Source organism: Streptomyces sp. NPDC051243 (genome assembly GCF_044455405.1).
Lineage (GTDB): Bacteria > Actinomycetota > Actinomycetes > Streptomycetales > Streptomycetaceae > Streptomyces.
Genome location: NZ_JBITES010000011.1, coordinates 261,240 through 286,167 on the forward strand (window position 1 = coordinate 261,240; position 24,928 = coordinate 286,167).

Here is a 24,928-nt window from a genome sequence, read left to right on the forward strand (position 1 = left end):
CTGAGCCAGCCGACTGTTTGGACGCCTTCCGGCAAGCAGGTGGAAGACAGTGAGAATTACCCGACCGCCTTCCGCCCTGCGGCCACCAACGTTGACGCTTTTCCGCAGGTCAGCGCACTCTTCCCCGCGGTTTCAACGGCACCGGCGGCAGTTCCGGTACGGGCAGTGGAGCCCCGTCGTACCCCTTCACTTCTCCGAACCGGGAGCCTTCCATCCAGTCCTGACGGGCCTGTACGATCTCTTCCTGAGATCGCCCGATCCAGTTCCAGAACAACTGAGCCAGCTGCAGCCATCACTTCAACTCCCTGATGCGCCGCGGGACAAAGCTCGGGGGCGACCACCCCTCCACCGGCATGCGTTTCGGGCAGCGAATTCACGAGGATCAACGTGACCACGGCGGGCATGCACGCGCAGTACGTCGAAGTACCTACTGATGCCCAGCCCGCCCCTGCGCTCCGTTGAACCCGCGCCCACCGGCTGCGACAGCAAGCAGTCGGCAAGCCTCGGCTTCTCGGACGATTCGGCCACAGCAGAAATGCTTGCGCGGGTGTCACGCTGTGCCGATCGTCGCCATCACGGCGGCCGAGACTCATGTCTGAGCTTGCCCTCCCGCAGCACAGCTCTGGGCCCGATCCGCCCCCGATGCCCGAGTTCTACGGAGCGTAGTCAGCACCAAGTCAGCACGGGAGGGACGAAGACGGGTGGGGACGTGGGATTTTAGTCAGCACCAAACCAGCACGGGAGTCAGCACGCCACCGTCAAATCACCCTCAACTTCGCTTCCCGGACAGCACTCATTTCGGCCCGCTCCAAGCCTCTCAGCCGCCGCTCCGCGAGCTGGCATGGCGGTCCGACGCATAGCCACACCCCAAACTATGTTGCCCCACCACATGTGCCCCTGACCTGCAGGTTCCTACGGTGTGCGAACACATACCCATCCCCACCGCACACGAGGAAGTGGCGCACATGGCCTCCGGAACCACCGCTCCCCCACCACCCGCGAACCTCCGTCGCATCGTCGCCGCCAGCCTCATCGGCACGACCATCGAGTGGTACGACTTCTTCCTCTACGGCTCCGCCGCCGCCCTCGTCTTCAACAAGCTGTTCTTCCCGGATTCCGATCCGCTCGTCGGCACCCTCCTGTCGTTCCTCACGTACGCCGTCGGATTCGCCGCCCGGCCGCTGGGCGCGCTTGTCTTCGGGCACTACGGCGACCGGCTCGGCCGCAAGAAGCTGCTGGTGCTGAGTCTGTTGCTGATGGGTGGGGCGACCTTCGCGATCGGGTTGCTGCCGACGCACGCGACCATCGGGACCGCCGCGCCCGTGCTGCTGACCGTGCTGCGGCTGGTGCAGGGTTTCGCGCTCGGCGGTGAGTGGGGCGGAGCCGTGTTGCTGGTGTCCGAGCACGGGGACGCGCGACGGCGCGGCTTCTGGGCCTCATGGCCGCAGACCGGCGCGCCGGCGGGGCAGCTCCTGGCGACCGGTGTGCTGTCCCTGCTGACGGCCGTGCTGTCGGACAGTGCCTTCGGCACATGGGGCTGGCGGATCCCGTTCCTGCTCTCCGGGGTGCTGGTCATCGTCGGCTTGTGGATTCGTCTCTCCGTCGATGAATCGCCGGTCTTCCGGCAGGCGTTGGCGCAGGCCGAGGCCCGCAAGGCGGCGCAGCAGGACGACGCCGAGCGGCTGCCGCTGGTCTCCGTGCTGCGGCACCACTGGCGTGACGTCCTGGTGGCGATGGGCGCGCGCATGGCCGAGAACATCAGCTACTACGTCATCACCGCGTTCATCCTCGTCTACGCCACCACCTCGGCCGGCGTGTCCAAGCAGACCGCTCTCAACTCCGTCCTCATCGCCTCCGCCGTGCACTTCGCCGTCATTCCGGCCTGGGGCGCGCTGTCCGACCGCATCGGCCGCCGTCCCGTCTATCTGCTGGGCGCCGTCGGCGTCGGGCTGTGGATGTTCCCGTTCTTCCGGCTCATCGACACCGGCGGCTTCGGCAGCCTGATCCTCGCCGTGACCGTGGGCCTGGTGCTGCACGGCGCCATGTACGCGCCCCAGGCCGCCTTCTTCTCCGAGATGTTCGCCACCCGGATGCGCTACTCCGGCGCCTCGATCGGCGCGCAGTTCTCCTCGGTCGCGGCCGGCGCCCCCGCGCCTCTCATCGCCACCGCGCTGCTGTCCCACTACGGCAGCTCCACCCCGATCGCGCTGTACGTCATCGCCGCGGCCGTCCTGACGGTGATCGCGGTGGGCGTCGCCAAGGAGACCCGTTACCGGGATCTGTCCGATGTGGAGCCCACCACCGACGCGAAGCCCGTGACGGCTCGGGCGACGGACGCGCGCACCGTCTGACCCCCACCCCCTCACGGCCCGAGGCCCTGTGAACCGGCCCCCGTACGCCCGTGCGTGCGGGGGTCAGCGCTGGGCCGGTGCCGACAACCGGTGCAACCGCAGGGCGAGTTGGATCTCCAGCGCGCGGGCGGGGCTCTGCCAGTCTTCCCCGAGGAGACGGCCCACGCGCTCCAGTCGCTGGGAGACCGTGTTCACATGGACGTGCAGTTGGTCCTTGGTGCGGGCCGGGCTCATCCCGCAGGCGAAGTACGCGTCGAGGGTGTGCAGCAGGTCGGTGCCGCGCCGTTCGTCGTACGCGACGACCTGGCCGATCGTACGGCCGACGAAGCCCGCGATGTCCCGGTCCCCCGCCAGCAGCAGACCCAGGAACCCGAAGTCCTCGGCGGCGGCGCCGTCTCCGGGACGGCCGAGCAGCCGCAGGGCGTCGAGGCAGCGTCGGCCTTCGTCGTAGGCGGCTGCCACGGCGTCGGGATGGGCGGCCAGTCCCTCGACCGGGGCGGAGGCCCCGACGGTCACCGCCTCGTGGACGGCCGTGCCGAGGTGCCGGGCGGTGCGGCGTGCGAGTTCGGTGGCCGTGTCCCCGGCTTCCAGAGGCAGGAGCAGTACCGTGCCGCCGTCGCGGGCGGCGGCAAGGCCGTGACGGGTCGCGGCGAGGTGGGACGCGGCGGACCACAGGCGTCTGCGGGCGGCCGCCTCCTGGTCGGCGTCGGCCGGGGCGGCGTCGAGGCGGGCAGCGAGGACGACATGGGTGGCGTCGAGGTCGGCGTCCAGCCGCGCCGCGCGTTCGCGCAACAGGCGTGGGTCGCGGTCGCGGGCGTCGAGCAGATCGTCCAACAGCTCGCCCCTTACCCGCTGTTCGGCCTCGGCGGCGGAGCGCCGGGCGAGCAGAAGGAGGGAGGTGACCATCGCGGCCCGCTCCAGCGTGCGCTGGTCGACGGGGTCGAGGCCGGGATGGCCGCGCAGCACCAGGGCGCCGAGCAGTTCACCGCCCGCGGCCACCGCGGCGATCCAGTCGTCGCCGTGCCGCACGGCGTGGCCTTCGGCGCGGGAGACCTCCAGGGCCCCGGCCGGCGCGGCGGTGGCGTCCGCGAACTCGACCGCGCCGTCGAGGACTTCGGACACCGCGGCGGCCACGTCGTGCACGCCTCCGCCACGGAGCACAAGTTCGGCGAGCCGGTCGTGCACGTCCGAGGCCCGTTCGATGACTCCGCTGCGGTCCCGGATGATCTCGTTGGCCCGCTCCAGGTCGGCGAGCGCGGAGCGGGTCTCGGTGAGCAGGTTCGCGGTGTCGATGGCGGCCGCGGCTAGCGCGGCGAAGGAGCCGAGCAGCGCGATCTGCTCCCGCTCGAAGACGCGGGCGCGCCGGTCCGCCGCGAAGAGGACGCCGATCACATGGTGTCCCAGCATCAGGGGCACCCCGAGGATGGCCACCAGCCCTTCGTCACGCACGCCGGCGTCGATGGCGAGAGTGTGCTGGAAGCGGTCGTCCTGGAAGTAGTCGTCGGTGACGTAGGGGCGGGCGGTCTGCGCGACGAGGCCGCCGAGGCCCTCGCCCATGCCGAGCCGCAGCTGCTGGAACCGGGCGGCGACCGAGCCCTCGGTCACCCGCATGTAGGTGTCGCCCCTGGCCGGGTCGTTCAGGCTGAGATAGGCGACGTCCGTGCCGAGCAGCGACCGGGCGCGCTGCACGATCGCCTGCAGCACGGCGTCCAGGTCCCGCAGGCCCGCCAGGTCGTGGGCCGTCTCGAAGAGGGCCGACAGCTCGGCCTCCCGCCTGCGCCGCCCCTCCAGCTCGGAGCGCACCCGCAGCGCGAGCAGCTTGGCCTGTTCGAGGGCGACGATCCGCTCGGCCGGTCTGCCCTCGGCACGCGCGAGCAGCACCGGCTGCTCGTAGGCGTCGGCGGACGCTCCCCGGGCCAGCAGCTCGAGGAACGGTGCCTCGGCGTTGCTCATGGGCGCTCCGGCCGCAGCGGCGGAACGTTCGGCGGACTGCACGTGATCGCGGGACATGCCCACAGGATTGCTCATCGCACCGCCACCCCGTCAGCCCTGTGGATAACCCGGAAGTCGGCCGGATCTTCGGTGGACCGGCGCTCAGTGAGCGGTCCAGCCACCGTCGAGAACCAGCGACGTGCCGGTCACGAAGGATGCCTGCGGACCGCACAGATACGCCACGGCCTCGGCGACCTCCTCCGGTTCGATGAGCCGTTTGACCGCGCTGTCCTGCAACAGCACCTCGGACAGCACCCGCTCCTCGGGGATGCCGTGCGCCCGTGCCTGGTCGGCGAGCTGCTTCTCGACCAGTGGGGTGCGCACATAGGCGGGATTCACACAGTTCGAGGTGACACCGTGGGGCGCGCCCTCCAGGGCGACGGTCTTGGAGAGTCCCTCCAGACCATGTTTGGCAGCCACATAGGCCGACTTGAAGGCCGAGGCGCGCAGCCCATGGACCGAGGACACATTGACGATCCGCCCCCAGCCCTGCCCATACATATGGGGCAGGGCACCACGGATGAGCCGGAACGGCGCTTCCAGCATCACGGTGAGCACCGTGTGGAAGACGTCCGGCGGGAATTCTTCGATGGGGCGCACCAGTTGCAGCCCGGCGTTGTTGACCAGAATGTCGGTCCCGGCGGCCGCGAGTTCGGCGGCGTCCAGGTCGGTGAGGTCGAGGATGTGCGGCTCGACCGCACCCGCGAGGGTCCGCGCCGCCTCGGTGAGCGCCTCCAGGCCCGCACCGTCCCGGTCGACCGCTCTCACCTTGGCCCCGGCGGCGGCGAGCCGCAGCACACAGGCACGGCCGATCCCACCGGCGGCGCCGGTGACGAGGGCGGTGCGGCCATCGAGGTCGAGCGAGAAAGGCCCGGATGAGCCGTCGGCCGGGAGAGCGCTGGGCGGGGTCATGGCTCGACCCTAGGCAGCCCTCTCGTCGGCCCACATATGGTCACAGCCCATACTTCAGTCCGAAGTCATGGGCTCGAACCACGTGGGTTCATCGGACAGCGCCTGCTTGATCCGGAACAGCTGACGTTCGTCCATCACGGGCAGCGCGTCCACCTCGTACCACCCGACTTGCAGGGATTCGTCGTCGTTCACACGCGCCTCGCCGCCGACGGCGCGGCAGCGGAAGGTGATGTCCATGAACTGGCACATGTCACCGTTGGGATAGGTGACCTCGTTACCGGACCTGACGAGGACGACCCGCTCGGCGACGCACCGGACACCCGTCTCCTCGTACACCTCCCGCACGGCGCAGGCTGCGGGCTGCTCGCCGGGGTCCGGGATGCCGTTGATCACCGTCCACTTGCGGTTGTCCGAGCGCTGCCCCAGCAGGACCCGTCCCTCATCGTCGAAGACGACGGCGCTGACCCCCGGCAGCCACAGCAGTTGGTGCCCGGCGGAGGCTCGGATCGTACGAATGAAGTCAGGAGTGGCCATGGCCTCGACCCTAACGGGCCGACGGCGGCGCCCCCTGCGGGTTCCGGGGGTGCGCGACCGGCGTGCTGCTACACCTCGGCGGCGCGTCGACCGCGCACACCGGCACCGATCGCCCAGCCGAGTCCACCGGCGGCGACCAGGACCAGCGCGATCTCCGGCAGGATGCCGAGGCGGGTTGCGGGCGTCTCGGTGGAGCGCAGCGGAACCTTCTGGACCAGCGAGTCGGCCACGAACATGCCCGTCTTCTGGGTGATCCTGCCGTCCGGCATGATGATCGCGCTGACGCCGCTGGTCACCGGAACGGTGACGGTCCGGCTGTGCTCGACGGCGCGGACCCGGGACATGGCGAGCTGCTGGTAGGTCATCTCGCTGCGGTCGAAGGTCGCGTTGTTGCTCGGTACGGAGATCATCTGCGCGCCGTCCATGACCTCGGAGCGCACCGTCCAGTCGAAGGCCGCCTCGTAGCAGGTGACGAGACCGACCTTGGCGCCGTCCATGGTGAACACGCCCGGCTCGCTGCCCCGGCTGAAGTCCTTGCGGACCATCGAGGTCCAGGTCTCGTTGATGGCGCCGACGAAGGAGCGCAGCGGCAGGTACTCGCCGAACGGCTGGATCTGCCGCTTGTCATACGTGTCGACCGGGCCCTTGACCGGGTCCCACAGAATCTGCTCGTTGAACAGCTTGCCGTCCCGCTCCACGACACCGCCGACGGAGATGGGCACACCGATCGCCTTGGCGGCCGCGTCGATGACGGCGCCGGCGTCGGCGTTGGCGAAGGGGTCGATGTCGGAGGAGTTCTCCGGCCAGAGCACGAAGTCGGGCTGTGCGACCTTGCCCGCCTTGACCTCGGCGGCCAGCCGCTCGGTCTCCCGCGCGTGGTAGTCGAGTACGGCTCGCCGCTGGGCGTTGAAGTCCAGCCCCGCGCGCGGAACGTTGCCCTGGATGACCGCGACGGTCGCGGTGCCGTTCTCGGCCTTGTCGCTGACCAGCGGCCGAGCGGCCACGGCGGCCACGACCGGCACGGCCACGCTCAGCAGGGCCACGGCCGCGGCGGACCGTCGTATCTCCCGGGTGCGCCTCCGCTCCACGACCAGGCGCACGATCTCGTAGAGGCCGAAGCCGCACAGGACTACCGCGAAGCCGAGCACCGGGGTGCCGCCCACCGCTGCGAGCGGCAGGAAGACACCGTCGGCCTGACCGAACGCGATCTTCCCCCAGGGGAAGCCGCTGAACGGCGCACGCGCGCGTGCCGCCTCTCCGGCAACCCACAAGGCCGCCGCCCACACCGGCCATCCCGGCAGCTTGGAGACCGCGGCGACTCCCGCACCCACCAGTGCCACGAAGATCGCCTCGATCACGGCCAGCGCGATCCAGGGGCCGGGACCGACCTCCACTCCGGTCCACACCAGCAGCGGCAGCAGGAAGCCGAGGCCGAACAGATAGCCGAGGCCGAGGCCCGCCTTCCAGCTGCGGCCGCGCAGCACCCAGCCGAAAGCGGCGAAGGCGGGTAGGGCCAGCCACCAAAGGGTGCGCGGCGGGAAGCTGACATAGAGCAGCACTCCGGAGAGCGCCGCGGTGAGGGCCGGAACCAGGCGCACGAGCCATGCCGCGCGCGAGGCGGGCGCGATCTGCGGCGGCAGCTGGTCCGACTCGTCCACGGAAGTTGCGGTGACGGTCACTCCGGGAGTGTACGGCGGTCGACCTCGGCATCGACAGCGCGGTCCGAGGCAGCGATCTTGACGCACTGGCCGAGACGGCGCAGGTCCCGCGCGGCCGCCTGCCTACCCGCTCCGCGGCCGCGTGCTCGGCAGTCAGGCGCCAGCCCCCGCCGACCGGACGAGCCGATCCCTCCGCACGCACGTGATGCATCGTTCCTGCACGACACGTCCACAAATCGGCCATCAGCCGTTACGGTGTCCCGGAGCCTCAGTCGTACCGGCCGGTCAGGTCCGGGCGGCCGGGGTCCGTCACAGGTCGGGGGACCGGGTTCGGGGGGCGGGGTGGGTGTCACGGGGATGGCGTCTGCGGCGGGTCCAGGTGCGGACGGCGACAGACGAAACGTTTCTGATGCCGCGGGTGTGGTCGTGCTGGGGATCTGCGCCGCGTGGTCGCTGATCTCGGCTGCCGTGACCGGCGGCCGGCCCGAGGGTGTTCTGCTCGCGATCCTCGCCGTGGCCGCCGGCTATGCCGCGGGGCGGATCAGCGGGGCGCTTCTGCCGGTCGCCGCGCCCTGTGCCGGTGCGCTGGCCGGAGTGGGCCTGACGCTGACCGTTCCGCACCTGGCCCCGGGGCCGCAGATCATCGCCCCGCTGGGGCATGCCGGCGCCACCGCCGCCGTACTGACCCTCGCCACCGGTGCCGCGTGCTGCGCCGCCTGGGCCGCCTCGGCACCTGTCCTGCGCCTGGCCCTGCGCATACTGGCCGCCGGAATCGCGGTGACGGCCGCCGTCCTGGGCTCGACCACCGGCTTCGTCACCTGCACCGCCGTCGTGCTGTGCTCGCTCGCGGCCGGCCAGATGCGCCATCGCGGCGTGGGCATCGCGGGGCTGGCGCTTACCGCGACCGCGGTCACCGGCCTGACCTGGGCGGTCGCGGCGAGCGCGGTGCCCGACGGGTTCGCGGCCTGGTTCGAGGGTCAGCTGACACCGCACCGGATCCAGCTGTGGCGGGACGCTCTGCACCTGGCACGCCATGACCTCGCCCTGGGAGTGGGCCCGGGACGCTTCGGGGAGCTCAGCACCACGGCGACCGGCACGCTGCCGTCCGACGGCAAGCCGCACTCGGCGCCTCTGCAACAGGTGGCGGAACAGGGAGTAGTCGGCGTGATCCTGCTGGCGGCGGCCTTCTGCTGGATGCTGTTCGCGCTGTGGCGTACCGCGCGTCCCACTCCGGTCGCGCTGACCGCGGGCGCCGCCCTTACCGCAGTGGCGGCGATCGCCGCCGTAGGCAACGCGCTCAGCTTCACGTCGGTGTCCGTGGGCGCTGGGCTGCTGGCGGGGCTGGCCACGGCGCGACCGCTCGCCGACGCATCGCCGGAGCGCGAGATCGAGGCACGCGCGCGTGGCGACCGACGGGTCCCTTGACGCGAGAGTGGTGACCGACGGACCCCATGACCCGAGAGTGGCGACCGACGGGCCCCATGACCCGAGAGTGGCGACCGACGGACCCCATGACCCAAGCGTGGCGACCGACGGACCCAATGACCGGACGGGCAACGGACTGGCCGCACGACGGGAGAGCGGCAACCGACCCGTCCTCTGACCGGAGGGCAGCAGCCGACCGAACCCAGCAGCCGACTGCCCGCTCCCCTGGTGCGCGACTGGTGCGCGACACAAAGGCCAACCGACCGGCACCGCCCCCCAAGGCCCTCCCACCAGCCCCCCCCAGTGACCACCGGATCTTTGTGCCCGGTTACCCGGCGGCCGGCGATTCTCAGTGCGCCGCGCCGGGCGTCCGCGCCGGCAGCCGGTCCCTGATGACCCGTACGGCCGCCTCCGCGTCGTCCACGGTGATCGTGAACGTGTGACCGTCCCCCAGCCTCAGCACCAGCCCCTCACCACGTCGTACGACGACCGCGGTGCCCTTCTCGGGCCGCCACCGGTAGCCCCAGCCGCCCCAGTGGCGCGGAGTCACGTGTTCGACGAAGTCGGCGTCCTCCACCTCGGACAGGGGGATGCGGCGGCGCGGCACACCGATGTGGCCGCAGCGCACTTCCAGGCACTCCTTGTCGACCCTCAGGGCGACGTGCACGAACGCCAGGGTGCCGAAGAGGACCAGGAGCCCGGCGGCGATGCAGCCGACGACGGCCATGACGAGCGGGGCGATGCCGTCGTTCCACGGTGAGTCGACGGCCAGCTCGATCCCGAGCGCCATGCAGGCGGCGCCGATGAGCGCCAGCAGCCATTGGACCCGGTTGGTCGCCCGCCCGGTCCAGACATCGGGGTGCGGTTTACCGCCGTGGGGGTGGTCCCTCATGGCTATGAGGTTACTCAGGTTTCGCTGCGCCGGTACCGCGTCGCACAGGGTGACTGCGCCGACTGGACCAGGCCGGACCGAGAGCCTCCGTTCTGTGACCGTCGGGTCACCGTGCGGGGCTGATCGCCCGCAGGAGACGGCCTTCCTCGTAGGCGAGAGCGGGCTCGGGCAGGATTCCCTCGCGGCCGCTCAGCAGCACCGTCAGGGTGCCGTCGGGCTCGGCTTCGGGGGCGGGCAGTTCGCCAAGGCGGCGCAACGCCTGCGCGGCGACCGCGCCGGCGGAGCCGTGCAGGACCAGCGGCGGGAAGCCGGGACGCTGGACGGCGGCGCGGATGCGGTCGGCGACCAGTTCGTAATGGGTGCAGCCCAGGACGACGGTCGTCACGTCCTCGGGGGTCAGCGCGGCGGCGGCCGCGACGGCGGCCTCGATCGCGGTCTCGTCCGCGTGCTCGACCGCCTCGGCCAGCCCGAAGCACGGCACCTCGGTGACGGTCACGCCGTCGGCGAAGTCCTTTATGAGCCCCTTCTGGTAGGAGCTGCCGGTGGTGGCGGGTGTGGCCCAGATCGCGACGGGGCCGCCGCCGGCGGCGGCCGGCTTGATCGCCGGGACGGTGCCGATGACCGGAATGCCGGGTTCGAGGCGGGCGCGCAACGTGGGCAAGGCGTGCACGGTCGCGGTGTTGCAGCCGACGATCAGGACGTCGGGCCGGTGCACGGCGGCGGCTTCGGCGACGGCCAGGGCGCGCTGCGTGAGTTCCTCGGGCGTCCTGCGTCCCCAGGGCATTCCGTCGGGGTCGAGGGAGAGCACGAGATCTGCGTCGGGTCGCAGCCGCCGTACCGCGGCGGTGGCCGCCAGCAAGCCGATTCCGGAGTCCATCAGCGCGATCTTCACCCGGCCACGATAGTCGATGGGCCCTTGCGGGCCGCCGCGGTGGGGCAGACTGCGCGGGTGAGCGCCATCGCGTGGACCGCCACCGGATCACTCGCCGCCTGGCTGTGGCTGCTGCTCTGCCAGGGCTTCTTCTGGCGCACGGACGTCAGGCTTCCGCATCGGTCGGAGCCGGACGCCTGGCCTTCGGTCTGTGTCGTCGTACCGGCGCGCGACGAGGCGGAGGTGCTGCCCGCCAGCCTGCCGTCGCTGCTCGCCCAGGACTACCCGGGGCGCGTGGAGGTCTTCCTCATCGACGACGGCAGTTCGGACGGTACCGGGGATCTCGCGCGCGAACTCGGGCGGCGGCACGGCGGGCCGTCGCTGACGGTGGACTCCCCCGGTGAGCCGCCCGCCGGCTGGACGGGCAAGCTCTGGGCGGTGCGGCACGGCATCGGCCTGGCACGCGCGCGTGCCCCTGAGTATCTGCTGCTGACGGACGCCGACATCGCGCATGCGCCCGACAGCCTGCGGGAGCTGGTGGCGGCCGCGCGCAGCGGGGGTTTCGACGTCGTCTCGCAGATGGCCCGGCTGCGGGTGGAGAGCCTGTGGGAGCGGCTGGTCGTGCCGGCCTTCGTGTACTTCTTCGCGCAGCTGTATCCGTTCCGCCGGATCGGCGGGAAGGGGACGCGGACGGCGGCCGCGGCGGGCGGCTGCGTGCTGCTGCGTACGGATGCCGCCGAGCGGGCGCGGATCCCGGACGCCATCCGGCACGCCGTCATCGACGATGTGGCGCTCGCGCGGGCCGTCAAGGGCGGCGGCGGGCGTATCTGGCTGGGCCTGGCGGAGCGCGTGGACAGCGTGCGCCCGTATCCGCGGCTGCGTGATCTGTGGCGGATGGTCTCGCGCAGCGCGTACGCGCAGCTGCGGCACAACCCGCTGGTGCTGGCCGGGACGGTCGCCGGGCTCGCGCTGGTGTACCTGGTGCCTCCCGCGTCCGTGATCGCGGGGGCGGCCGGCCGGGACGCGGCGGCCGCGGCAGTCGGCGGTCTGGCGTGGCTGGTGATGGCGGGGACGTATGTGCCGATGCTCCGCTACTACCGCCAGCCGCTGTGGCTCGCTCCGCTGCTGCCCTTCACCGCGTTCCTGTATCTCCTCATGACGGTCGATTCCGCGGTGCAGCACTACCGGGGGCGCGGGGCGGCCTGGAAGGGGCGCACTTACACGCGTCCTGACGCCGTGCCGGACGAGGGCTGACCTACTTGCGGCCGGGCGTCCAGTTCATGCCCCACCCGTAGGCGTGGTCGACCGTGCGCTGCGGGCTCACGCCGCGCTCGGGCACCAGGTAGCGGGCCTCGCGCTGGACGACCAGGTCGCTGCCGGTGTTGGTGATCAGGGCGAGTGCGCACACCGTCGAGGGCACCGTGCACTCGTCCAGCGAGAACTCGATCGGGGCACCGAACTGGGGTGTGAGAGTGACCGTGGCGTGCAGGTCGGCGAAGGAGCGCGCACCTTCGTAGATGGTCACGAAGACGAGGATGCGCCGGATGGACCGCTGGTGGTCGAGATTGATGGTGAGGTTCTCGCCACTGGCCAGGGCACCGGTGCGGTCGTCACCGTCGAGGTGGATGTACGGCGGCTGCCGCAGGGCACCGAAGGCGTTGCCCAGGGACTGGACGACGCCCTTGCTGCCGTCGGTGAGCTCGTACAGGGCGCACAGGTCGAGGTCGAGGTCGTTGTGCATGGCGACGGGGCGGCCCAGTTTGCTCGCCCAGCCGGAGAACTGCTTGCGCACCTGCCAGTTGAGGTTCACGCGCATGACGCCCGAGGTGCCGCCCTGCTTGGTCAGGGAGACGGAAGGGGCCTCCTTGGTGAGCGTCACCTTGCTCAGGCTGACGGGTGGCGCCTGGTGCGCGGGCGTGGGGGCCGGCGGCGTCACGGGCGCGGGCATGGTCGTCGGGGGTGCGACCGGCGGCGCCGCGTTCTGGGGCTCGTCGACGGTGATGCCGTAGTCGGTGGCCAGGCCCTCGAGGCCGCTGCTGTAGCCCTGGCCGACGGCGCGGAACTTCCAGGCGCCCTGGCGGCGGTAGAACTCACCGAGCACGAAAGCGGTTTCCACGGTGGCGCCCATGCTGTCGAAGCGAGCGACGAGGGTGCCCTGGGCGGCGTCCTTTACCTCGATGCTCAGGTCCGGCACCTGGCCGAAGGCGCCACCGTCCGCGGAGGCGGCCAGGATGACGGTCTCGATCGCGGGTTCCACGCGCGCGAGGTCGACGAGGAGGCTGTCGGTCACCCGGCCAGCCGTGTCCCGCTTGCCCTCGTGACGGACGGCGCCGGAGGAGTGCTCGGGCTGGTTGTAGAAGACGAAGTCCCCGTCGGAACGGACCTTTCCGCCGACCAGCAACAGCGCCGAGGCGTCGGCGTCGGGCACGCCCGGTCCGGAGCGCCAACCCAATTCGACTCGCAGTACCGTCGTCGGCACCGGAGCATTCGACCCCTTCGACATTGTCATGTCCGCCCCCAAGACGGGTCACCGCGCCAGGTATGCCCCGGCCGCTCATTGGGTTCTTCTACCGGGCCAACCTATTCCCCGCGACAGCGAACTCCCACGTGGAGCACAGGAACGCTGGTGGCCAACCGCCGGTAACCCGCTCGGAACTCGGCATTTACACGATGCGAACGCGGATTGGCGTCCCTTTTTGGCAAGTTCGCTCGCATTGGGGATCCGCCGTCACTGCGGGCACATAAAACAACCCTCTTATCGGTCTCCCCAACCAGCACATCGTGGGCTTAACGTATGCGCCATGACCTCCCCCCGCTCCACTTATGGCGGCGGCTACTACTCCGCCTCCTTCCCGGACACCCCGATCTACGACTCGCTCGTGGCCGAGCGGGGCACCCCGCAGATCGCCCCGATCCGGGTCCCCGCCGCGTACGACATGCCGAGCAGCAACCTGCCCGCGCTGCCTTCGGCCCTGCCGGCCCTCCCGGCGGCCCCGTCCCAGCCCTCCTACGGTTATCCGCAGACGCAGCAGCCCGCCCCGCTACAGCAGGCTCCCGCTGCCTACATCCCGCAGCAGGCGGCCGCTCCTCGCGGCTATCCGGGCCCGCAGGCGCAGCAGCCTCGGCCGGTGGCGCCCGGCGGCACGGGCTACGAGGCGATGCGCCCCGCGGCTCCCCGTCCCGCCGCGGCCCCCTACCAGGATCCGTACAACAACCAGCAGTACCGCGGCTACTGATCCGTGCGCCCTGGGCTGTCGGCGCCACCTGGCACGATGGCCCCATGGGGCACGCGAAGCTGCAGTCCATTCACCTTCATCCGGTCAAGGCGTGCCGGGGCACTGCGCCCCGGGAGGCCGTCGTGGAGCCCTGGGGGCTGGCCGGAGACCGACGCTGGGCGCTGATCGACGACGGGGGAAAGGTCGTGACGCAGCGCCGGCGACCGCGCCTCGCGCTGGCCGCCGCCGAGCCGCTGCCCGGTGGCGGCGTCCGGCTGTCCGCGCCCGGCATGGATCCGCTGACGGTGCCCGTACCCCGCCCGGTCGGCACCGTGCCGGTGGAGATCTTCCGGAACAAGGTCGAGGCGGTTCTCGCCGAGGACGACACCGCGCATGCCTGGTGCACCGCCTTTCTGGGCGCGGAGGTACGCCTCGCGCACATGGACGACCCCGCTACCCGCCGCCCGGTCGACCCGCGGTACGCGCTGCCGGGCGAGACCGTCTCCTTCGCCGACGGCTATCCGCTGCTGCTCACCACGGCGGCCTCGCTCGACGCCCTCAACTCCCTGATCGCGCAGGGTGATCATGCCGACGAGGGCCCACTGCCGATGAACCGTTTCCGGCCCAACGTGGTCGTGTCGGGCACGCCGGCCTGGGCCGAGGACGGCTGGTCCCGCCTGGCCATCGGCGAGGTCACCTTCCGTGTGCCCAAGAAGTGCGGGCGGTGCGTGGTGACCACGACCGACCAGGCCACCGCCGAGCGCGGCCGGGAGCCCCTGCACACCCTTGGCAGGCACCGGCGCCTCGACGGCAAGCTGGTGTTCGGCCAGAACCTGGTCCCGCTGTCCCGCGGCACGATCCGGGTCGGTGACCCGGTCACGATCCTCGACTGAGCCACGAGCCTCGACTCAGCCACGGTCCTCCAACTGAGCCACCGTCCTGCACTGAGCCGCGACCCTCGACTGAGGAAGATCCCGTCGAGCGACGACATGCGGGAACCCGGGCCGGGGGCCTGCTCGTTGGGCTTTTCGTGAGAAGTTCATGAGAGGTCCCGGGCGCAGGTGATTTCGCTCTCTCTTCGCCGGGCCCGCGGATGAACGACTCTGGCAGGGGTTATCACGGAGCGGGAAGGGGGGTGGCCGGAGGATGCGGGCGATCAGCGGACTCTGGCGCTGGCGGCACAATCCGCTACGCCGTACGACCGATCTGGTCGAGGCCTGGGTCGCCCTCGCGGCCCTGCTGCTGGTCCTGGTCGCCGCGCCCTTGGCCGGCTCCCTGATCGGCGGCCTGGCGCAGGACACCCTGCAGGAGTCCGTCCGCGAACAGCGCGCGTCCCGGCACCTGGTGACGGCGACCGTGGTCCGCGAGGTGGAGGGCTCGACCCTGGATGTCGACCCCGAGGCCTCCACCGGCCGGGACATGCGCACCCGGGTGGTGGCCGACTGGACCGCACCGGACGGCAGCGCTCACCAGTCGGCGGTCATGGCGAACTTGGACACGCCCCAGCCCGGCGACCGCTTCACGATATGGACGGACCGGCAGGGTCGCGCAGTGGCCCGCCCACTGGACCCAGCGACGGCGGCGACGCACGCGGTTCTCGCCGGATTGGGCGCGGCTCTCCTGGCCGCCGGGCTCGTCGAGGGCGGCAGACGGCTGGTCGTCTGGCGCATGGTCCGTCGCCGGTACGCGCGTTGGGACCAGGCATGGGACAAGGCGGGTCCGGACTGGGGCCGGGCCGGCACCGGCAGTTGACGGCCTTCCGGCTCTGGTCAACCCACCGCCCGCGCGCACGCTACGGTGGACCGGCCGAAGTCCTCGGCAGCAAAACCCGCGTACAACGAGGTGGGGGCACATCAACGCCATGGCACAGGGCACGGTCCAGGTGACGCACACCGGCACATCGCGGTGGCGGCGCCGCACGGGTGAGTACGCATCGCTCGCCGCCGCCCTGGAGGCCGCGGCCGACGGCGACGTCCTCACCGTCGCGCCCGGCACCTACCGGGAGAACCTCGTCGTCCAGCGGGCGGTGACGCTGCGCGGCCCCGAGGGTTCCCCGGGCTCGGTGCGGATCGCGCCCGTTGACGGGGTGCCGCTGACGGTGCGCGCCTCGGCCGTGGTCCAGGACCTGCATGTGGAGGGCCAGGACGCGGCGGCACCCGCGCTGCTCGTCGAGGAGGGTGCTCCGGAGCTGTCGGACGTCCGGATCGTCACGCGGTCCGCGGTCGGCATCGAGGTGCGCGGTGGCGCGCGGCCGACCGTGCGGCGCTGCACCGTCGACAATCCCGCGGGCATCGGCATCGCCGTACTCGACGGTGGGGGCGGCGTGTTCGAGGAGTGCGAGGTCGTCGCGGCCGGGCAGGCGGGTATCGCCGTGCGCGGCGGCGGCCACCCCCGTCTGGAGCGCTGCCGGGTGCACCACGCCTCCGGCTCGGGGCTGACGGCGACCGGTGAGAACTCCGCGCTGGAAGCGGTGGGTTGCGAGGTCTACGAGGTCCGGGGCTCCGGTGTCCAGGTCACCGGCCGGGCCACCGCCCACCTCACGGACTGCGATGTGCACCGCACCACCGCCGACGGCGTGACGCTCGACACGGACGCCGTGCTGACGCTGGCGGACTGCCGTATCCATGACATCCCGGAGAACGCGGTCGACCTGCGTTCCCGCTCAGTGCTCACCCTGACCCGCACGACGGTGCGTCAGTTCGGTCGCAACGGCCTGTCGGTGTGGGACCCGGGTACGCGCGTGGATGCCAACCAGTGCGAGATCTTCGACAGCACGGGCGACTACCCGGCGGTGTGGGTCAGCGACGGCGCCACCGCGGTGCTGGACTCCTGCCGGGTGCACGACGTGCCGGACGCCCTGTTCGTCCTCGACCGGGGCTCGCGCGCGGACGTCGTCGACAGCGACCTGTCCCAGGTGCGCAACACGGCGGTGTCGGTGAGCGACGGCGCCACCGCCCAGCTCGACGACTGCCGGATCCGGGACGCGGCGACGGGTGCCTGGTTCCGGGACCACGGCAGCGGCGGCACGCTCAACAACTGCACCCTGGACGGCAATCAGACCGGCGTGATCGTCACCAAGGGCGCCGACCCCGTCATCGAGCGCTGCACGGTCGACTCCCCGACGGAAGCCGGGTTCTACGTGTCGGCGGGCGGCCGCGGCACCTTCCTGAACTGCCGGGTGCGGGGCAGCGCCGGCTACGGCTTCCATGTGATCGACGGCTGCCGTACGACGCTCAAGAAGTGCCGTACGGAGCGGTGCGCGCGGGGCGGCTACGAGTTCGCGGACGGCGGCCCGGACGCCGCCACCGGAGCCGGCCCGGACGTGGAGGACTGCACCAGCGACGAGAGCGCGGGCCTCAGGCAGCCGCCACCGGCGCCGGAACCCGCCGTGCAGACGGCGCGTCAGTCGCCCAGCCTCCTCGGCGCGATCCCCGGTCAGCGCACGACCGAGCAGGAGCCGCTCCTCGCCGCCTCGGAGGGCGAGAAGCCGACGCGGACCTCCAAGGCCGTCCTCGGTGAACTGGACGCGCTGGTCGGCCTGGACAGCGTCAAGCGCGAGGTGCGCGCCCTCACCGACATGATCGAGGTGGGCCGGCGCCGTCAGCAGGCGGGCCTCAAGGCCGCGTCGGTCAAGCGCCACCTGGTCTTCACCGGCTCGCCCGGTACGGGCAAGACGACGGTCGCCCGCCTCTACGGAGAGATCCTCGCCTCCCTGGGTGTCCTGGAGAAGGGCCACCTGGTCGAGGTGTCCCGTGTCGACCTGGTCGGCGAGCACATCGGCTCCACGGCGATCCGCACGCAGGAGGCCTTCGACAAGGCGCGCGGCGGTGTGCTGTTCATCGACGAGGCGTACGCGCTGTCGCCGGAGGACTCGGGCCGGGACTTCGGCAAGGAGGCCATCGACACGCTGGTGAAGCTGATGGAGGACCACCGGGACGCGGTCGTGGTGATCGTCGCGGGCTACACGGCCGAGATGGAGCGGTTCCTGTCGGTCAACCCTGGGGTGGCGTCCCGTTTCTCGCGGACCATCACCTTCAGCGACTACGGCCCCGACGAGCTGCTGCGGATCGTGGAGCAGCAGGCCGAGGAACACGAGTACCGGCTCGGCCCGGGTCTGGCCGAGGCCCTGCTGAAGTACTTCACGGCGCTCCCCAAGGGCCCGGCGTTCGGCAACGGCCGCACCGCACGCCAGACCTTCGAGGCGATGGTGGAACGGCACGCGGGCCGGGTCGCCCAGCTCGACGAGCCGAGCACGGACGACCTGACGCTGCTGTACGCGGAGGATCTGCCCGAGTTGCCCTGATCAGGAGGTGCGGCGCCCCTCCCCCAGCGGTTTTTGTTCGGCGTCGAGTTGGTGGTCGGCCCAGACGTAGCTTTCGGGCAGCAGGTCGGCGATGAGGACGGTGCGGATGCGCTCGCCCTCTCCGACGATGACCTCGAGGTCGGGGAAGTAGTCGAGAAGGACCTGACGGCACCTTCCGCACGGCGGTACGACCCCCCGGTCCCGGTCGCCCACGGCGACGATCGTGTCCAGCTCGTAGGCGCCCTGGGCGGCCGCCGCGCCGATGAGGACCATTTCGGCGCACGGTCCGCCGGTGAAGTGGTACGCGTTCACCGCGGTGACGATCCTGCCGTCCCGGGCGCGGGCCGCGGCTGCCATGGTGTGGTTGTCGCCCCTGCAGCGTGTGCGAGCCACGTGCGCTGCTGCCTGGACGAGCTCGTGGTCGACGGGGTGGTTCCGGGTGGTCATCTTCTCTGCCTTCGTCCGGTGTCAGACGATGGCGTATCACAAGAGGGCGGCCGCCACCGGGGCGGCGACGATGAGCGGTTCCGGGAATCAGTCGTTCGTTTCCCTACGGTGCCGACTCCGGCCGCTGTGCCGGCAGCTCCGGGCTCAGCCGTGCCAGCAGCCTCTGGCGTTCCTCGGCGAAGGCGGGGTCCGCCTGGTACTCGCCGTGGCCGAGGATGGGTGCGGGCAAGGGGTGCTCGGGGGTGCGGCCGTAGGCCAGGGGGTCCTTGAGGGGTTCGCGGTCCACGGCTGGGCCCTTGTCGCCGGGCAGGCGGACCGGGCCGCCGATGGGGTCGGTGAGCCGGTAGAGATTGCGCCAGCAGTCGACCTCGGCGTGCAGGGAGGTGAGCGCGGCCGGGCCGAAGTGGGCCGGGAACCAGCGGCCGTAGAGGCGTTCCAGCGGGGAGCCGTAGGTGAGGAGCGCGACCCGCTTGCGGTCGGCCGGTGTCAGCTGCCAGGCCGCCGCGGCCGCGAGCACACTGCCCTGGGAGTGCCCGCAGATGACGAGGCGGCGGCCCTCCTCGGCGCGGGTCCAGGTCGCCATCCGCCAGGTCAGGTCGGGAACCGCACGCTCGGCGTAGCACGGCGGCGCGAAGGGGTGCGCGGCACGCGGCCAGAAGGTGCCGACATCCCACAGGATGCCGATGGTGCGTCGCGCGGAGGCGTCCTTGTAGGCGCGGCGGCCCCAGGTGACGAACAGTATGAAGCCGACGCCGATCAGCCAGGAGCCCAGCGCCTGCGCCGTCTGGGCGGCGCCGTGGACGAAGGCATGCGTCCCCCCGGCGGCCTTGCTGGGCGTCTTGTCGCTGGTCAGTGCGCCGACCAGGGCTCCGGCCCCCAGCAGCAGGGTCGCGGTGGAGGTGACGGCGACGACGAGGGGGACGCGGTCGGTGAGCGTTGCCATCGCGCGCGTGCCGGCGATACGGCGGGTGCGTGCCGTGTCCCGGGGCTCCCCCGCGTAGTCGCGTTCCACCGTGCCCAGCTCGGTGCGGCGCAGTTGCCAGGCCCGCCATGCCAGCCAGCCGCAGAGCAGCAGCACCAGGACCAGCAGGGGTGGGATGACGGAGGCCTGCCAGGTCAGCAGGACCGGCGGGCCCGCGATGGACGTGCCGGTGCCGTCGAGCCAGTCGGCCACGCGCTGGGCGACCCCGCCGGACATCACCCCGCCGAGGGCGCAGGCCAGCATCGCCACGGCCGGTCCACCCAGTCCTCGCATCGCGGCACGCGGATCGGGACGCGTGCGGTGCAGGAGGTGGGCGACCACGGCGAGGACGATCACGAGCAGGCCCTGGAAGAAGGCGATGGCCCCGAAGGTGGGGTCGCCGGGCAGGCGGCCCGCCGACTGCCAGCCCGGGCGGTCCCACCCGGCGTAGAGCAGCGCGAGCGCCAGCAGGACGAGCGAGGCGAGCGGGAGCCGGCGTACCAGACGCTCGTCGAGTTCCTGGTCGAGGCGCCTCTCGCTGCGGCCCCGGCGGCAGACCACCCACCCCACGACGGCCGCCCCGGCGATCAGCGCGGCGTGCAGGAGCCACCCCAGCGTGTCCAGCAGCGCGGGTCCACCCGGCCGGCGGTCGAAGCGTGCCGCGGCCGAGCCGACCGCCGCGGCGACGGTGAGCAGGCCGGCGGCGGTGTGCGCGGCGCGCAGCCGGGCGACCAGGCGCCGGCCGTACCAGAAGCCGGGGCGGCCCAGGGAGGTGCGCCCGGAGTCCTCGTCCGGCTCGGGGTCGCGGGACATCGGCTGCTGGGACTCGTACGCGCTCCAGGTGCGGCGGGAGAGATACCAGAGCAGGCCGGTCAGCGCGGCGGGCACCACGGCGGCGAGGGCGAGCCTGCGGCCCGGGTGGCTCCACCAGCCGCCCTCGGACACCACGGGCGACAGGAAGCCCAGCCAGGTGTGCCGCTCGGCGCACGCGCGCGTGCCCGCGCACTGCCAGGCCGTGAGATCCAGCGCGACCTCGCAGGCGGCGGCGACGAGCAGCACGGTCAGGGACAGCCCCGCGAGCCGCACGAGCAGTCCGTACAGACGTACCGTCCGCTCTCGGCCCCGTGCCGCCGGGCGCATCCAGTGGGCCAGGTTGACCACCATGAACGGCAGGAGCAGCAGCCACAGGGCGCGTGCGCTGTTGCCGGAGGTGAGGTTGCACCAGACGTACGCTTCGGGGACCGGTTTGCCCCGGTAGTCGGCCGGCCGGTCCTCCGCGTCGACGTCCTCGGCCCGCCTGAACACGGCGGCCGTGTCGTCGCCGGTGATCCGCACGGTCCGCGGATCGTCGAGCATCTCCTGCGGTGTGGTCCCGCCGACACCGTGGACCAGGAGTTCCAGGGCGGTCCCCGCACTGTCGGTGACCGCGACGGCGCGCCCGTCGGGACCGCTCGTCGCCGTGTCGGCGCCCTCGATCCGGGCGCGTTCCTGCGCACGTTCCACTGTTCGCACTTCCCCCGTGACGAGCCTTCGGCTGCTGTCCGTGCGGGCACAAGGATCTCCTGTCGGAGGGTCCTTGACACCTCTCGTCACGGAATCTCCCCGATCCGCGTGAACAACCGAGCAATGGATGATGCGGAAGTGACATGCGCGCGTCGTGACAGCCAGTGGCGCGACCGGTACCGACCCATGCGAGGATGGGTCGTCCCGCGCACCGTGAACGGCGAGAATGGCCTTGTCGGAGGGGTGGCGCAGGGTGTGTCGGACGGCATGAGGCGAAAGGACCGGAGCGTACGTGAGTGAGAATCAGAACCTCCTCGCGGAGCAGCGGCGCGCCCTGATCCTGGACGAGGTACGGCGCCGAGGCGGGGTCCGCGTCAACGAGCTGACCCGCAAGCTCGGCGTGTCGGACATGACGGTGCGCCGCGATCTCGACGCGCTCGCCCGGCAGGGCGTGCTGGAGAAGGTGCACGGCGGCGCGGTGCCGGTGGTCGAGGCGAGCACGCACGAGCCGGGCTTCGAGGCCAAGTCGGGTCTGGAGCTGACGGCCAAGGAGGACATCGCGCGGGCGGCGGCCGAGCTGGTCGTGCCGGGCTCCGCGATCGCCCTGTCGGGCGGTACGACGACGTACGCGCTGGCCCACCAGCTGGTCGACGTGCCGGACCTCACCGTCGTCACGAACTCGGTGCGGGTCGCCGATGTCTTCCACGCCGCGCAGCGCACGACCGGCCCCCGGCAGGGCGCGGCGACGGTCGTGCTGACCGGTGGGGTGCGCACCCCCTCGGACTCGCTGGTGGGTCCGGTGGCCGACCAGGCGATCGCGACACTCCATTTCGACGTGCTGTTCCTCGGTGTGCACGGGATATCGGTCGAGGCCGGCCTGTCCACGCCGAACCTGGCGGAGGCCGAGACCAACAGGCGCCTGGTGCAGTCGGCGCGCCGGGTCGTGGTGGTCGCCGACCACACCAAGTGGGGTGTGGTGGGGCTGAGTTCGTTCGCGGCGCTGGAGCAGGTCGACACGCTGGTGACGGACGCCGGGCTCGCGACCGAGGCACGCTCGGAGATCGCTGAGCATCTGCGCCGGCTGGTGGTGGCGGGCGAGCCCGAGGAGGACGACGACCTCTGAGGTCGTGGGCGTCCGCCGTCTGCGGTGGCCGAGGTGTGCGATGGCCGGCGGTGCAGACATCTGACGGGGCGCCAGCTATGGTGGCGCTGCCCGGAGCGGCGTCGGCATAGGGGGTTTCGTCCATGGCTCACCTGCTGCGTGAGGTGGGGCTCGACTTCATCGAGCGCGCGCCCGTACGGCTGGTCTTCGCGCGGGAGATCTCCGCTCCCCCGGAGCCGGTGTTCCGCGCGCTGGCCGAGGACGTGCCGGGCTGGTCGGAGTGGTTCTCGGCGGTGGCACTGGCCCGTCCGCTGGACGACGGGGCCCGGCGCGAGGTCCGGCTCCGGGGCGGTACGCGCTTCGAGGAGACCGTCCTGGCGGCGAAGAGCCCGGAGGTGTACGCCTACCGCGTCGACGTGACCAACGCGCCGGGGGCGCGGGCCATGGTCGAGGAGTGGCGGCTCGCCCCGGCGGGGACGGGCACGCGGGTGCAGTGGACGTTCGCGGTGGACGGCACGGCACCGTTCCGGTTCACCTTCGGCCTCGCGCGGGCGGGCCTCGGCCGGTCGTTCCGGGGCGCGGTGACCGCGCTGGACCGGCGGCTGGCGTCCGCGCGTCACTGAGGCGCCCTGTTCGGTCGGCCCCCGAGACTCGCCGCTCACCCGGGTACTTGGACTCGCTGCTCACCCGGTCCCTGGAGCCCGGCCTGAAGCCCGCTGTTCGTCTGATCCCTGAGGCGCGCTCTTCGCCCGGGGCCCGAGGCCCACCGTCCACCCGGTCCCTGAGGGGCCCCTTCACCCGCCGCCTGAGGCCGGCTCTTCACCGGGCCCCTGCGGCCCACTGTTCACTCCGGCCACACGCCCGTGGCCAGCAGTTGCTCGATGGCCGCCGAGTACGGCGCGATGTCCAGGCCCTGCTCGGCCAGCCAGGCGTCCGAGTAGTACTTGTCCAGGTACCGGTCCCCCGGGTCGCACAGCAGCGTCACCACGCTCCCCTGCCGCCCCCCGGCCACCATCTCGGCGACGATCTTCAGCGCGCTCCACAGTCCCGTGCCGGTCGAGCCGCCCGCCTTGCGGCCGATGGCCCGCTCCAGGGCCCGTACGGCGGCGACGCTCGCCGCGTCCGGCACCTTCATCATCCGGTCGATGGCACCCGGCACGAAGCTCGGCTCCATGCGCGGCCGGCCGATGCCCTCGATGCGGGAGCCGCAGTCACAGGTGACGTCCGGATCACCGGTGGTCCAGCCCTCGAAGAAGCACGAGTTCTCCGGATCGGCGACACAGATGCGGGTGTCGTGCTGCATGTAGTGCACGTACCGGGCGAGGGTCGCGGAGGTGCCGCCGGTGCCGGCCGTGGCGACGATCCACGCGGGCTCCGGGAACCGCTCCAGCCTCAGCTGGCGGAAGATGGACTCGGCGATGTTGTTGTTGCCGCGCCAGTCCGTGGCCCGTTCGGCGTAGGTGAACTGGTCCATGTAGTGGCCGCCGGTCTCGACCGCGAGACGGGCGGACTCCTCGTACATCTTGCGCGAGTCGTCCACGAAGTGGCACTGGCCGCCGTGGAACTCGATCAGGCGGCACTTCTCGGCGCTCGTCGTGCGCGGCATGACCGCGATGAAGGGCACGCCGATCAGCTTCGCGAAGTACGCCTCGGAGACGGCCGTCGAGCCGCTGGACGCCTCGATCACCGGGCGGCCCGGCCGGATCCAGCCGTTGCACAGGCCGTACAGGAAGAGCGAGCGGGCGAGGCGGTGCTTGAGGCTGCCGGTCGGGTGGGTCGACTCGTCCTTCAGGTACAGGTCGATGCCCCAGTGCTCGGGCAGCGGAAAGCGCAGCAGGTGTGTGTCGGCCGAGCGGTTGGCGTCCGCCTGGACCTTGCGGACGGCTTCTTTCAGCCAATCGCGGTAGGCGGCGTCTGTGTGGTCGACGTCGAGGGTCACGCCGGACGGGATCTGCTGGATGGTGCTCACGGCGCTGCTCCTCATGCTGTGCGGCAGCGGCGACTCGCGCGGCCGTCGCTTCGAGCATAAACATCTTCCGCACGCTTCTCACCTGCATAAACACACCTTTGGGAGCCTCAAAGGCATCCCTGGACCGGTTGTCCGACGCCACCTGTGGGGGCGCATTCACGCGAGTGCTCCGAGCGCCCCGGCCGGCCGTGACGTGCGTACTGGTGCTCGACGCGGGACGCGGGCAGACTGCACCGGACGGGACGGCGATCCCGAGCGGGGGCACACTGGATCACGACCAGAGCCGGCCACACCGACGCGGAACGAGCCGGCCACCGACGCGCACAAGGGGGCGGGGCATGGCGGAGCCGGAGTTCACGGCCACGGGCGTGCGGATCGGCAAGCGGCTGCGCTCGCTGACCCGGGCCGGGCAGGTGCGGATCAGCGACGGCAGGCTGCAGTTGCTCACCAGCTACGGCAGCGAGATAGACAGCGCGCCGGTGCAGGCAGTGCGGGCGTCCAAGCCCTGGTTCGCGCCGGACGACAAGGCGCTGGCGGACGTCAACGGCACGCGCTACTCGCTGACCCTGGGCGATCACGACCCCGCGCCGGGGGAACCCGGTCCGCCCGCGGCACGCCGGTTCATCGAGGCCGTACGGAAGGCCGCGGGGCGTAAGGGCTGAGTCACCGCGAGTTGCGGTACCGCACCCCCTGCGTCACGCTGGTCTCACGTCACTCTGGGTTTACCGGCGATAACGCTGCGAACCAGCCCGCCGGCCACGTCAGCAGCAGGCGGCCGTTTTCCTCAAGCACC

The 24,928-nt window shown here is 71.7% G+C and carries 20 protein-coding genes and 1 pseudogene; 10 read left to right on the top strand and 11 right to left on the bottom strand.

All coding sequences use genetic code 11. The features are described from left to right. Positions 1-109: 109 nt before the first annotated feature. A pseudogene (locus ACIBAG_RS28455) lies at positions 110-274 on the bottom strand (pirin family protein); the annotation flags it as partial. 691 nt (positions 275-965) lie between these two features. Between ACIBAG_RS28455 and ACIBAG_RS28460 the strand changes: the two are divergent. Beyond that, positions 966-2,351, top strand: a complete 1,386-nt coding sequence (locus ACIBAG_RS28460; RefSeq protein WP_399108732.1) for an MFS transporter — start codon at positions 966-968, stop codon at positions 2,349-2,351. A 63-nt stretch (positions 2,352-2,414) separates the two neighbouring features. On the opposite strand, the gene ACIBAG_RS28465 is transcribed toward ACIBAG_RS28460, so the two are convergent. The 4 genes from ACIBAG_RS28465 to lnt all read right to left on the bottom strand — a co-directional run bounded on the left by ACIBAG_RS28465 (position 2,415) and on the right by lnt (position 7,468). Then, complete coding sequence (locus ACIBAG_RS28465; RefSeq protein ID WP_399108734.1) at positions 2,415-4,361, bottom strand: helix-turn-helix domain-containing protein; 1,947 nt, start codon at positions 4,359-4,361, stop codon at positions 2,415-2,417. An 84-nt stretch (positions 4,362-4,445) separates the two neighbouring features. Beyond that, on the bottom strand, positions 4,446-5,255 hold the full coding sequence (locus tag ACIBAG_RS28470; protein ID WP_399108736.1) for a 3-hydroxybutyrate dehydrogenase: 810 nt from the start codon (positions 5,253-5,255) through the stop codon (positions 4,446-4,448). A gap of 54 nt (positions 5,256-5,309) precedes the next feature. After that, positions 5,310-5,789, bottom strand: coding sequence for an NUDIX hydrolase (locus tag ACIBAG_RS28475; protein WP_399108738.1), 480 nt, complete (start codon positions 5,787-5,789; stop codon positions 5,310-5,312). Positions 5,790-5,857: 68 nt separating this feature from the next. Next, complete coding sequence (lnt, locus tag ACIBAG_RS28480) at positions 5,858-7,468, bottom strand: apolipoprotein N-acyltransferase (RefSeq protein ID WP_399108739.1); 1,611 nt, start codon at positions 7,466-7,468, stop codon at positions 5,858-5,860. Between the two features lie 336 nt (positions 7,469-7,804). Between lnt and ACIBAG_RS28485 the strand changes: the two genes are divergently transcribed. Continuing rightward, a complete protein-coding gene (locus tag ACIBAG_RS28485) occupies positions 7,805-8,872 on the top strand; it encodes an O-antigen ligase family protein (protein ID WP_399108741.1) in 1,068 nt (355 codons plus the stop codon). Between the two features lie 349 nt (positions 8,873-9,221). Here ACIBAG_RS28485 and ACIBAG_RS28490 read toward each other — a convergent pair whose 3' ends face one another. Together ACIBAG_RS28490 and ACIBAG_RS28495 are read right to left on the bottom strand one after the other, a co-directional pair. Continuing rightward, complete coding sequence (locus ACIBAG_RS28490; protein ID WP_399108743.1) at positions 9,222-9,764, bottom strand: hypothetical protein; 543 nt, start codon at positions 9,762-9,764, stop codon at positions 9,222-9,224. 106 nt (positions 9,765-9,870) lie between these two features. Then, a complete protein-coding gene (locus tag ACIBAG_RS28495; RefSeq protein WP_399108745.1) occupies positions 9,871-10,656 on the bottom strand; it encodes a glutamate racemase in 786 nt (261 codons plus the stop codon). 39 nt (positions 10,657-10,695) lie between these two features. Here ACIBAG_RS28495 and ACIBAG_RS28500 point away from each other — a divergent pair, with 39 nt between their 5' ends. Then, positions 10,696-11,889 carry a glycosyltransferase gene (locus ACIBAG_RS28500; RefSeq protein WP_399108747.1) on the top strand — a complete coding sequence of 398 codons (1,194 nt, stop codon included), beginning with the start codon at positions 10,696-10,698 and terminating at the stop codon, positions 11,887-11,889. A gap of 1 nt (position 11,890) precedes the next feature. Here the strand turns inward: ACIBAG_RS28500 and ACIBAG_RS28505 are convergent, their stop codons facing one another. Further along, the gene (locus tag ACIBAG_RS28505; protein WP_399108950.1) at positions 11,891-13,138 is read right to left on the bottom strand and encodes a TerD family protein; all 1,248 of its coding nucleotides are present in this window, start codon (positions 13,136-13,138) and stop codon (positions 11,891-11,893) included. Between the two features lie 298 nt (positions 13,139-13,436). On the opposite strand from ACIBAG_RS28505, the gene ACIBAG_RS28510 reads away from it, so the two are divergent. From ACIBAG_RS28510 to ACIBAG_RS28525, 4 genes are all read left to right on the top strand, one after another. After that, on the top strand, positions 13,437-13,871 hold the full coding sequence (locus tag ACIBAG_RS28510; protein WP_399108749.1) for a DUF6643 family protein: 435 nt from the start codon (positions 13,437-13,439) through the stop codon (positions 13,869-13,871). A 44-nt stretch (positions 13,872-13,915) separates the two neighbouring features. Continuing rightward, a complete protein-coding gene (locus ACIBAG_RS28515; protein ID WP_399108751.1) occupies positions 13,916-14,743 on the top strand; it encodes an MOSC domain-containing protein in 828 nt (275 codons plus the stop codon). A 253-nt stretch (positions 14,744-14,996) separates the two neighbouring features. Then, positions 14,997-15,602, top strand: a complete 606-nt coding sequence (locus tag ACIBAG_RS28520; RefSeq protein WP_399108753.1) for a hypothetical protein — start codon at positions 14,997-14,999, stop codon at positions 15,600-15,602. Positions 15,603-15,711: 109 nt separating this feature from the next. Next, positions 15,712-18,153, top strand: coding sequence for a right-handed parallel beta-helix repeat-containing protein (locus ACIBAG_RS28525; RefSeq protein WP_399108754.1), 2,442 nt, complete (start codon positions 15,712-15,714; stop codon positions 18,151-18,153). Here the strand turns inward: ACIBAG_RS28525 and ACIBAG_RS28530 are convergent, their stop codons facing one another. Together ACIBAG_RS28530 and ACIBAG_RS28535 are read right to left on the bottom strand one after the other, a co-directional pair. Further along, the gene (locus ACIBAG_RS28530) at positions 18,154-18,600 is read right to left on the bottom strand and encodes a cytidine deaminase family protein (protein ID WP_399108755.1); all 447 of its coding nucleotides are present in this window, start codon (positions 18,598-18,600) and stop codon (positions 18,154-18,156) included. It lies immediately after the preceding gene. Between the two features lie 103 nt (positions 18,601-18,703). After that, positions 18,704-21,064, bottom strand: coding sequence for a hypothetical protein (locus tag ACIBAG_RS28535; RefSeq protein WP_399108757.1), 2,361 nt, complete (start codon positions 21,062-21,064; stop codon positions 18,704-18,706). Between the two features lie 292 nt (positions 21,065-21,356). Between ACIBAG_RS28535 and ACIBAG_RS28540 the strand changes: the two genes are divergently transcribed. Then, entirely contained in the window at positions 21,357-22,187 is an 831-nt protein-coding gene (locus tag ACIBAG_RS28540) for a DeoR/GlpR family DNA-binding transcription regulator (protein ID WP_399108759.1), read from the top strand. A gap of 122 nt (positions 22,188-22,309) precedes the next feature. After that, complete coding sequence (locus ACIBAG_RS28545) at positions 22,310-22,789, top strand: SRPBCC family protein (RefSeq protein WP_399108761.1); 480 nt, start codon at positions 22,310-22,312, stop codon at positions 22,787-22,789. Positions 22,790-23,010: 221 nt separating this feature from the next. Here the strand turns inward: ACIBAG_RS28545 and ACIBAG_RS28550 are convergent, their stop codons facing one another. Then, entirely contained in the window at positions 23,011-24,135 is a 1,125-nt protein-coding gene (locus ACIBAG_RS28550) for a PLP-dependent cysteine synthase family protein (RefSeq protein WP_399108762.1), read from the bottom strand. A 338-nt stretch (positions 24,136-24,473) separates the two neighbouring features. Here ACIBAG_RS28550 and ACIBAG_RS28555 point away from each other — a divergent pair, with 338 nt between their 5' ends. Further along, the gene (locus ACIBAG_RS28555; protein ID WP_399108764.1) at positions 24,474-24,797 is read left to right on the top strand and encodes a hypothetical protein; all 324 of its coding nucleotides are present in this window, start codon (positions 24,474-24,476) and stop codon (positions 24,795-24,797) included. Positions 24,798-24,928: the final 131 nt, after the last annotated feature.

Coding starts and splice junctions, on each gene's coding strand:
- ACIBAG_RS28460 (WP_399108732.1), top strand. CDS start 966: ATGGCCTCCGGAACCACCGCTCCCCCACCACCCGCGAACCTCCGTCGC.
- ACIBAG_RS28465 (WP_399108734.1), bottom strand. CDS start 4,361: ATGTCCCGCGATCACGTGCAGTCCGCCGAACGTTCCGCCGCTGCGGCC.
- ACIBAG_RS28470 (WP_399108736.1), bottom strand. CDS start 5,255: ATGACCCCGCCCAGCGCTCTCCCGGCCGACGGCTCATCCGGGCCTTTC.
- ACIBAG_RS28475 (WP_399108738.1), bottom strand. CDS start 5,789: ATGGCCACTCCTGACTTCATTCGTACGATCCGAGCCTCCGCCGGGCAC.
- ACIBAG_RS28485 (WP_399108741.1), top strand. CDS start 7,805: ATGGCGTCTGCGGCGGGTCCAGGTGCGGACGGCGACAGACGAAACGTT.
- ACIBAG_RS28490 (WP_399108743.1), bottom strand. CDS start 9,764: ATGAGGGACCACCCCCACGGCGGTAAACCGCACCCCGATGTCTGGACC.
- ACIBAG_RS28505 (WP_399108950.1), bottom strand. CDS start 13,138: ATGTCGAAGGGGTCGAATGCTCCGGTGCCGACGACGGTACTGCGAGTC.
- ACIBAG_RS28510 (WP_399108749.1), top strand. CDS start 13,437: ATGACCTCCCCCCGCTCCACTTATGGCGGCGGCTACTACTCCGCCTCC.
- ACIBAG_RS28515 (WP_399108751.1), top strand. CDS start 13,916: ATGGGGCACGCGAAGCTGCAGTCCATTCACCTTCATCCGGTCAAGGCG.
- ACIBAG_RS28520 (WP_399108753.1), top strand. CDS start 14,997: ATGCGGGCGATCAGCGGACTCTGGCGCTGGCGGCACAATCCGCTACGC.
- ACIBAG_RS28525 (WP_399108754.1), top strand. CDS start 15,712: ATGGCACAGGGCACGGTCCAGGTGACGCACACCGGCACATCGCGGTGG.
- ACIBAG_RS28530 (WP_399108755.1), bottom strand. CDS start 18,600: ATGACCACCCGGAACCACCCCGTCGACCACGAGCTCGTCCAGGCAGCA.
- ACIBAG_RS28545 (WP_399108761.1), top strand. CDS start 22,310: ATGGCTCACCTGCTGCGTGAGGTGGGGCTCGACTTCATCGAGCGCGCG.
- ACIBAG_RS28555 (WP_399108764.1), top strand. CDS start 24,474: ATGGCGGAGCCGGAGTTCACGGCCACGGGCGTGCGGATCGGCAAGCGG.